The 6,508-nt window shown below is 67.5% G+C and carries 7 protein-coding genes; 3 read left to right on the forward strand and 4 right to left on the reverse strand.

Annotated features, from left to right (window positions below; genetic code table 11):
• The coding region (locus tag VGH54_RS08500) for an HNH endonuclease signature motif containing protein (protein WP_331511503.1) at positions 1-1,230 on the reverse strand (1,230 nt) is incomplete at its 3' end.
• Positions 1,231-1,383: 153 nt separating this feature from the next.
• On the opposite strand from VGH54_RS08500, the gene aroA reads away from it, so the two are divergent.
• Positions 1,384-2,670, forward strand: a complete 1,287-nt coding sequence (gene aroA / locus VGH54_RS08505; protein ID WP_331511504.1) for a 3-phosphoshikimate 1-carboxyvinyltransferase — start codon at positions 1,384-1,386, stop codon at positions 2,668-2,670.
• A complete protein-coding gene (gene rsgA / locus VGH54_RS08510) occupies positions 2,667-3,650 on the forward strand; it encodes a ribosome small subunit-dependent GTPase A (protein WP_331511505.1) in 984 nt (327 codons plus the stop codon). Before aroA ends, rsgA begins: the two co-directional genes overlap by 4 nt.
• Positions 3,651-3,653: 3 nt before the next feature.
• On the opposite strand, the gene VGH54_RS08515 is transcribed toward rsgA, so the two are convergent.
• Positions 3,654-4,145 (reverse strand): SRPBCC family protein, encoded by a 492-nt coding sequence (locus VGH54_RS08515; protein WP_331511506.1) that lies wholly within the window; start codon positions 4,143-4,145, stop codon positions 3,654-3,656.
• A 57-nt stretch (positions 4,146-4,202) separates the two neighbouring features.
• Here VGH54_RS08515 and VGH54_RS08520 point away from each other — a divergent pair, with 57 nt between their 5' ends.
• Complete coding sequence (locus VGH54_RS08520; RefSeq protein WP_331511507.1) at positions 4,203-5,228, forward strand: LLM class flavin-dependent oxidoreductase; 1,026 nt, start codon at positions 4,203-4,205, stop codon at positions 5,226-5,228.
• Between the two features lie 10 nt (positions 5,229-5,238).
• Here VGH54_RS08520 and VGH54_RS08525 read toward each other — a convergent pair whose 3' ends face one another.
• The gene (locus VGH54_RS08525) at positions 5,239-5,760 is read right to left on the reverse strand and encodes a hypothetical protein (RefSeq protein ID WP_331511509.1); all 522 of its coding nucleotides are present in this window, start codon (positions 5,758-5,760) and stop codon (positions 5,239-5,241) included.
• A gap of 10 nt (positions 5,761-5,770) precedes the next feature.
• Positions 5,771-6,508, reverse strand: a 738-nt coding sequence (locus tag VGH54_RS08530) for an acyl-CoA desaturase (protein ID WP_331511510.1), incomplete at its 5' end; no start/stop codon positions are given.

The following is a 6,508-nucleotide window of genomic DNA, read 5'->3' on the forward strand; positions in this document are numbered from 1 at the left end:
ACCGTGATTCGGGCAGCACGCGAAGTGCAGTTTGTCGGCGTCGGTGCAGCCGCCGTGTAACCAATCGGGTGAATGGTGCACCTCGCAGTAATAGCCCGATACCAGGCAGTTGGGTCGGGTGCAGCCGCGGTCGCGGGCATAACAGATCAATCGCTGGTCGGCGGTGGCGACGCGTTTCTGGCGGCCCAGGTACAGCGGCCGTTCGGTGTGGTCGTCGAACACGGCGAGGTAGTGAATTGCGCTCGCGGCCATGCGGATCAGATCCCGCATCGGCAGCCTCGAGCCACCTCCGGTTCTCGCGGGGGGCGGCATCGGGACCGATGCGTCCACCGCTGCGCGGGCTGCTTGATCGAGTTCGGCCAGGGTCGTGGTGACGACCACGGTGACCGGATGGCCGCGGTGTACACCAAGGCCGCCGGATGCGATGGCGGTTTCCAGGCCGAGCTTCAACGCATCGTGGCTGCGTTGGGCCGGGCTGCGGCCGTCGCGTGCCTGGGGGTCGTCGTCGGGTTGGTGACGGCCCGGCCGCACTGCTGCCTCGATGGCTTCGAAGTACGCGCGGGCCTCCGGGTCGAGCAATCCGGACAGCCGCGACATGCCGTCGGGTCCTTGCTGGCCGAGGTGCAGCCCGCGGCGACGGGCTCGGTCCTCATCGCTGAACAGGCCGTCAGGATTGAGGTAGTCGGCGATGCGCTGTCCCAACTTCGCGACGATTCCCGCATCGACTTTGGTCGCGTGCTCGACCAGGGTGCGCTCTGCGGCGGTCGTGTCGGTAGGGGAGACACAGCCGGGCAGCAGGTCGACGGCTCGGCATACCGCGCGGATATGGTCGTCGCCGATCACGCCGGCCTCAACGGCTTGCGCCAACGTCGGCAACTCCGGCGGAAGCGGCGGGCCGGTCAGCGAACGGCGCGGGCGGATCCGAACCGCGAGCTTGCACCGTCGGCTGATTTCGTTGGGCGTGATACGCAGTCGCTTCCACAACATCGATCGCATCTGCGCTATCGACCCGGCCTCATCCGGGGGGTCGGCGATCTCGGCGAAAATGCGGTACATCAGGCCGCGGTTGGCGCGCTCCTGGGTCTCCAATCGCGCTGCGGCATCAACGCAAAACCTGTTGCCCACCAGATCCGACGGCGTATCGCGCATCACGTCGTGGGCGGCGTCGATCGCATCGAGAGCGGAAGTGATCCGTTCTCGTGCCTCGTCGGCGCTGATCGCTGGACCCATACCTCGAAGCTACGAATCAGCCCGACAATCCTGGCCTCAGCAGATGGCGCAAAGCCCAACCTGTGGATCAAACCGCAACTGCGGATAACCCGGCATCAGCAAGCTTTCGGGTCGAGACACCGGCACCCGTGCCGACCGGGCAGGATGGAGCACGTGAATACCTGGGCCGCCCCGTACGCCTCGCGGCCGGTACACGCGACGGTGACCGTGCCCGGCTCGAAATCCCAGACCAACCGGGCATTGGTGCTCGCGTCGCTGGCCGCCGCCACCGGCGGCACCTCAACCATCAGCGGCGCGCTGCGCAGCCGCGACACCGACCTGATGATCGGTGCACTCGAAGCGCTGGGCCTGCGGGTCGACGGACCGGCCGACGAGCTCGCGGTCAGCGGAACGATCGCCCCGCCGCCCGAGACCCGCATCGACTGCGGCCTGGCCGGCACGGTGTTGCGTTTCGTCCCGCCGCTGGCGGCGCTGGGCCTGGCCGCCATCACGTTCGACGGCGACGAGCAGGCCCGGGTCCGCCCGATCGCGCCGTTGTTGAAGGCGCTGCGCGCTCTGGGCGTCGACGTTGACGGCGACGGCCTGCCGTTCGGAGTGCGCGGCGCCGGATCGGTCGCCGGCGGGGCGGTGGAGATCGACGCCTCGGCGTCGTCGCAGTTCGTCTCCGGACTGCTGCTGGCCGGAGCATCGTTCACCGATGGCCTGACCGTGCAGCACGTCGGTGAGGCGCTGCCGTCGGCGCCGCACATCGCGATGACGGTCGCCATGCTTCGCCAAGCCGGCGTCGAGGTCGACGACACGACTCCGAACCGCTGGCACGTTCGACCGGGCCCGGTCGCGGCGCGGCACTGGCACATCGAGCCTGACCTGTCGAATGCCGTCCCGTTCATCGCCGCGGCCGTGGTCAGCGCGGGCGCAATTCGCATCACCGGTTGGCCGGCGGTCAGCATCCAACCCGCCGACACCATCCTGAGCATCCTGCGGCAATTGAATTGCGTTGTGAAACAGGATGATTCGTTCCTGGAAGTGCGAGGGCCGCAGTCCTATCCTGGTTTTGACGTCAACCTGCGCGACGTCGGCGAGCTCACCCCGTCGGTGGCGGTGCTCGCAGCGCTGGCCGCCCCGGGTTCCGTTTCACGGCTGTCCGGCATCGCCCACCTGCGCGGCCACGAGACCGACCGGCTCGCCGCGTTGAGCACCGAGATCAACCGGCTGGGCGGTGACTGCCGCGAAACCGCCGACGGGCTGGAGATCACCGCGACGCAGCTGCGGCCGGACACCTGGCAGTCCTATGCCGACCACCGGATGGCCACGGCCGGCGCGATCGTCGGCCTGCGGGTCGCCGGCGTAGATGTGGACGACATCGAGACCACCGCAAAGACGCTGCCGAATTTCCCTCGAATGTGGGCAGACATGCTCGAGCAGGAGTCCAGCGGTTGAGGCCCGGCGACTACGACGAGTCCGACGTCAAGATCCGCTCGGGGAAAGGTTCCCGCCCGCGGACCAAGACCCGCCCGGAGCACCTCGACGCGAAATCAGCCATGGTGGTCAGCGTCGACCGCGGCCGGTGGGGATGTGTGCTCGATGGTGATGCTCCCGATCGACGGGTCACCGCGATGCGGGCGCGCGAGCTGGGCCGCACACCGATCGTCGTCGGCGATCACGTCGACGTGGTCGGTGATCTGTCCGGTCGACCGGATACGTTGGCCCGCATCGTCCGTCGCGGTGAGCGGCGAACGGTGTTGCGGCGCACCGCCGACGACACCGATCCCACCGAGCGGGTGGTCGTCGCCAACGCCGATCAGCTGCTGATCGTGGTGGCGCTGGCCGACCCGCCGCCGCGTACCGGGCTGGTCGATCGCACGTTGATCGCCGCCTACACCGGCGGGCTCACCCCGATCCTGTGTCTGACCAAGACCGATCTCGCCCCCGCCGCGCCCTTCGCCGAGCAATACGCCGACCTGGATCTCGAGGTGATCGTCGCCGGCCGCGACGATCCACTGGCCGCCGTGGCGCACCTGCTGGCCGGCAAAATCACAGTGCTACTGGGTCATTCCGGAGTGGGCAAGTCGACATTGGTGAATCGCCTTGTGCCCGAAGCGCATCGAGCTGTGGGCGAGGTGACCGATATCGGCCGGGGCAGGCATACCTCGACGCAATCGGTAGCGCTGCCGTTCGATCACGATGGCTGGGTGATCGACACGCCCGGCATCCGCTCGTTCGGGCTGGCCCACATCAAACCCGATGACGTGGTGGTGGCTTTCTCCGACCTGGCCGAAGCGATCGAAGACTGCCCGCGCGGCTGTGGGCACATGGGCCCACCCGCCGATCCCGAATGCGCGCTGGACACCCTGACGGGCCCGGCCGCCCGTCGCGTCGCCGCAGCGCGCCGACTGCTTGTGGCGATGCGCGAGGGCTGAGCCTCAGCCCTCGGCCTGCGACCGCACCCACTCCAGGTTGGCCTGCATGTTCTTCTGCCATTCGACCAGCCGGTTGGAAACGATCCTGGCCTCCTTGTCCGGCATCGCCACGATCGCCGGTGTCAGCCCGGACGGTCCCGGGCCCATCCGGCCCCACTGCCGGACCAGGACGCCATCGCGGGTCGGCTCAACCTCGAACCCCCACGTCGCACTGGTCCCTTCGGGTCCGACCACGTTGTACACCCAACGGCGTTGGTCCTCGACTTCGACGACCTCGCACACCGTCGACCATTCCCCGAATGCCTCGTGCTTGCTGCGGCCGTAAAACCGCGCGCCGACTTCAACGGCGGTGGCGCCATCGAGCCAATCGACGCCTTGCAGTTCCGTTGAGCAGTGCACCGGCAGGCTGATGTCGGTCACGAGCGCCCAGGCCGTGGGGACATCACATCGAACCCGTTGAGTCGCTTCGACTGTGGGTAGGTCGCGATAGCGCATGGTTCGCCCTTCTCCGTGCCCGCCGGCCTCGATGTCGGCCTCTGTAGCATGCCAGCCATGAAGGTCGGCGCGATGATCGAACCCCGGTTACCTGGCGCCAGCGAGTTCGCGATAGCCGCCGAGCGGATCGGCGTCGACTCGCTGTGGATCCCTGAGATCTGGGGCTACGACGCGCTGACCGGCCTGGCCTACCTGGCCGCCAAAACGTCGTCGGTGCGGCTGGGAACGTTTGTCGTGCAACTGGGTTCGCGCAGCCCCGCGCTGCTGGCGACGTCGGCCCTGAGCTTGCAGGAGCTGTCGGCGGGGCGATTCATCTTGGGGATCGGCACGTCGGGCCCACGCGTCATGGAGGGCTGGCACGGCGTCCGCTTTCGCAAGCCGGTGCAGACCACCCGCGAGACCATCGAGATCGTCCGCACGGTGAGCCGCGGCGATCGGCTGGAGCACGCCGGCGAGGTCTACCCGTTGCCGTTGCCGGACAGTCGCGGCACCGCGCTGCGGCCACTGGTACGGCCCGCCCACGTCCCGGTCTACGTGGCGTCGATGGGTCCGCAGAACTTGCGGCTGACCGGCGAAGCGGCCGACGGCTGGCTGGGCAACGCGTTCATTCCCGAAGCCGCCGAGGTGTTCCTGGGTCCGCTGCGGGCGGGCGCGCAGCTCGCTGGCCGCACCCTTGATCAGCTGGACCTGGTCGCGCCCGTCGCCGTCGAGTTCCACGACGACCAGGCCTCCACCGACGCGGCCGCACGCCGCCACGCCGACGGGTACGCGTTCACCATCGGCGCGATGGGCGTGGGCGGGAAGAACTTCTACAACGATGCTTTCACCCGACTGGGTTACGGCGAGGAAGTCGGCACGGTCGCCGAATTATGGCAGGCCGGCAAGCACGACGAGGCCCGCAGCTCCGTACCGTTGGACCTGGGTCGGCTGACGAATCTGCTTGGCACAGAAGACATTATCGCCGAACGGGTGAGCCACTACCGGGCTGCTGGCATCACCACGCTGCTGGCGAAACTCGAGGGTGACCACGAGGAGCAATTGGCGACGTTGCAGCGGCTGGTTGCCATCGCCGAAGCAGCATGAGCAGGCAGCGTTACCAGCGCATCATGGGCAAGGGACGCAGCGGATGGCGTACCGCGTACCCGGTCAAGCCCTTGGCGAGGAATACGTGGAATCCGCTGTACGGCAACTGCGCGACCGCGGCCCGGACGGCCGACCGCCCGATTCGGTTGTGCAGCAAGCCATGGCTGACGTCGACGAGGTCAGCTTTGCGGAACGTCTCGGTGACGTGGTCGTCGACTGGGCGAAGCCGGTGGTGTTCGGTGATCAACGCGCGTAGGTGATCGATGTCGGCGATGCCGAACTCGTCGGCATACGCCGCCGCGAGGCCGGCCGACGGCGTCAGGTAGTCAAAGCTGCCGGCGGTCCAGATGCCCAGATCGTGCGTCGCCCAGGCCAGTGCTGCGACGTCGGGGATCGAAAAGCCAAGCAGCAGCTGGTGATAGGTGATGCAGCGGTATACGTGGTTGCGGTAAGCAGACAGATCATCGCCTAATGCATCGCGATGCCGATCCAGCACGGCATCGACAATCGGATGCGCTGTGACGACCTCCACCGCGCCAAGCTTAGGCGGCCAGGTCGTCCCGTCCGGCCGATTGCCCGTCCCCGCCGTTGCCCTTGGCCCGCTTGTCGCGGCGCCACGCCCGCACGGTGGCGATGGCGGTCTTCAGACCGCGGCGACGTCCGGTCGCCGGATCGGCGCCGGCGAAACCCGGCTCCAGCGCGGCGAACATCGACTCGCTGCGGGTTTCCGGCGCATTGTCGGCGGTAGCGCGCAGGTACTTGTCCGGCAGTGACAGCTTGGCGATGGTCCGCCAGGTCTTGCCGTACTGCACCAGGAAAGGCCCTGTGGTGTAAGGCAAGTCGTACTTGTCGCAGAGTTCGCGCACCCGAACGGAGATCTCGGCATACCGGTTGCTCGGCAGATCCGGGAATAGGTGATGTTCGATCTGGTGGCACAGGTTGCCGCTCATGAACCGCATCGCCGGGCCGGCGTTGAAGTTGGCACTACCCAGCATCTGTCGCAGATACCACTGCCCCTTCGACTCGCCCACCATGTCGGTCTTGGTGAATTTCTCAGCGCCGTCGGGGAAATGGCCGCAGAAGATGACCGCGTTGGCCCACACGTTGCGGATCACATTGGCTATCGCATTCGCCTTCAGCGTCGACGTGTAGCTCGCGCCGGGCGACAGCGACGTCAGCGCGGGGAACGCGACGTAGTCTTTGAACACCTGGCGACCGGCCTTGACGAAGAACTCGTCGGTCCGCTGCACGGCTTCGTCGTTGCTCATCCGCTTCTTGAC

The sequence above is a fragment of the Mycobacterium sp. genome, from assembly GCF_036488105.1.
Taxonomy (GTDB): Bacteria; Actinomycetota; Actinomycetes; order Mycobacteriales; family Mycobacteriaceae; genus Mycobacterium.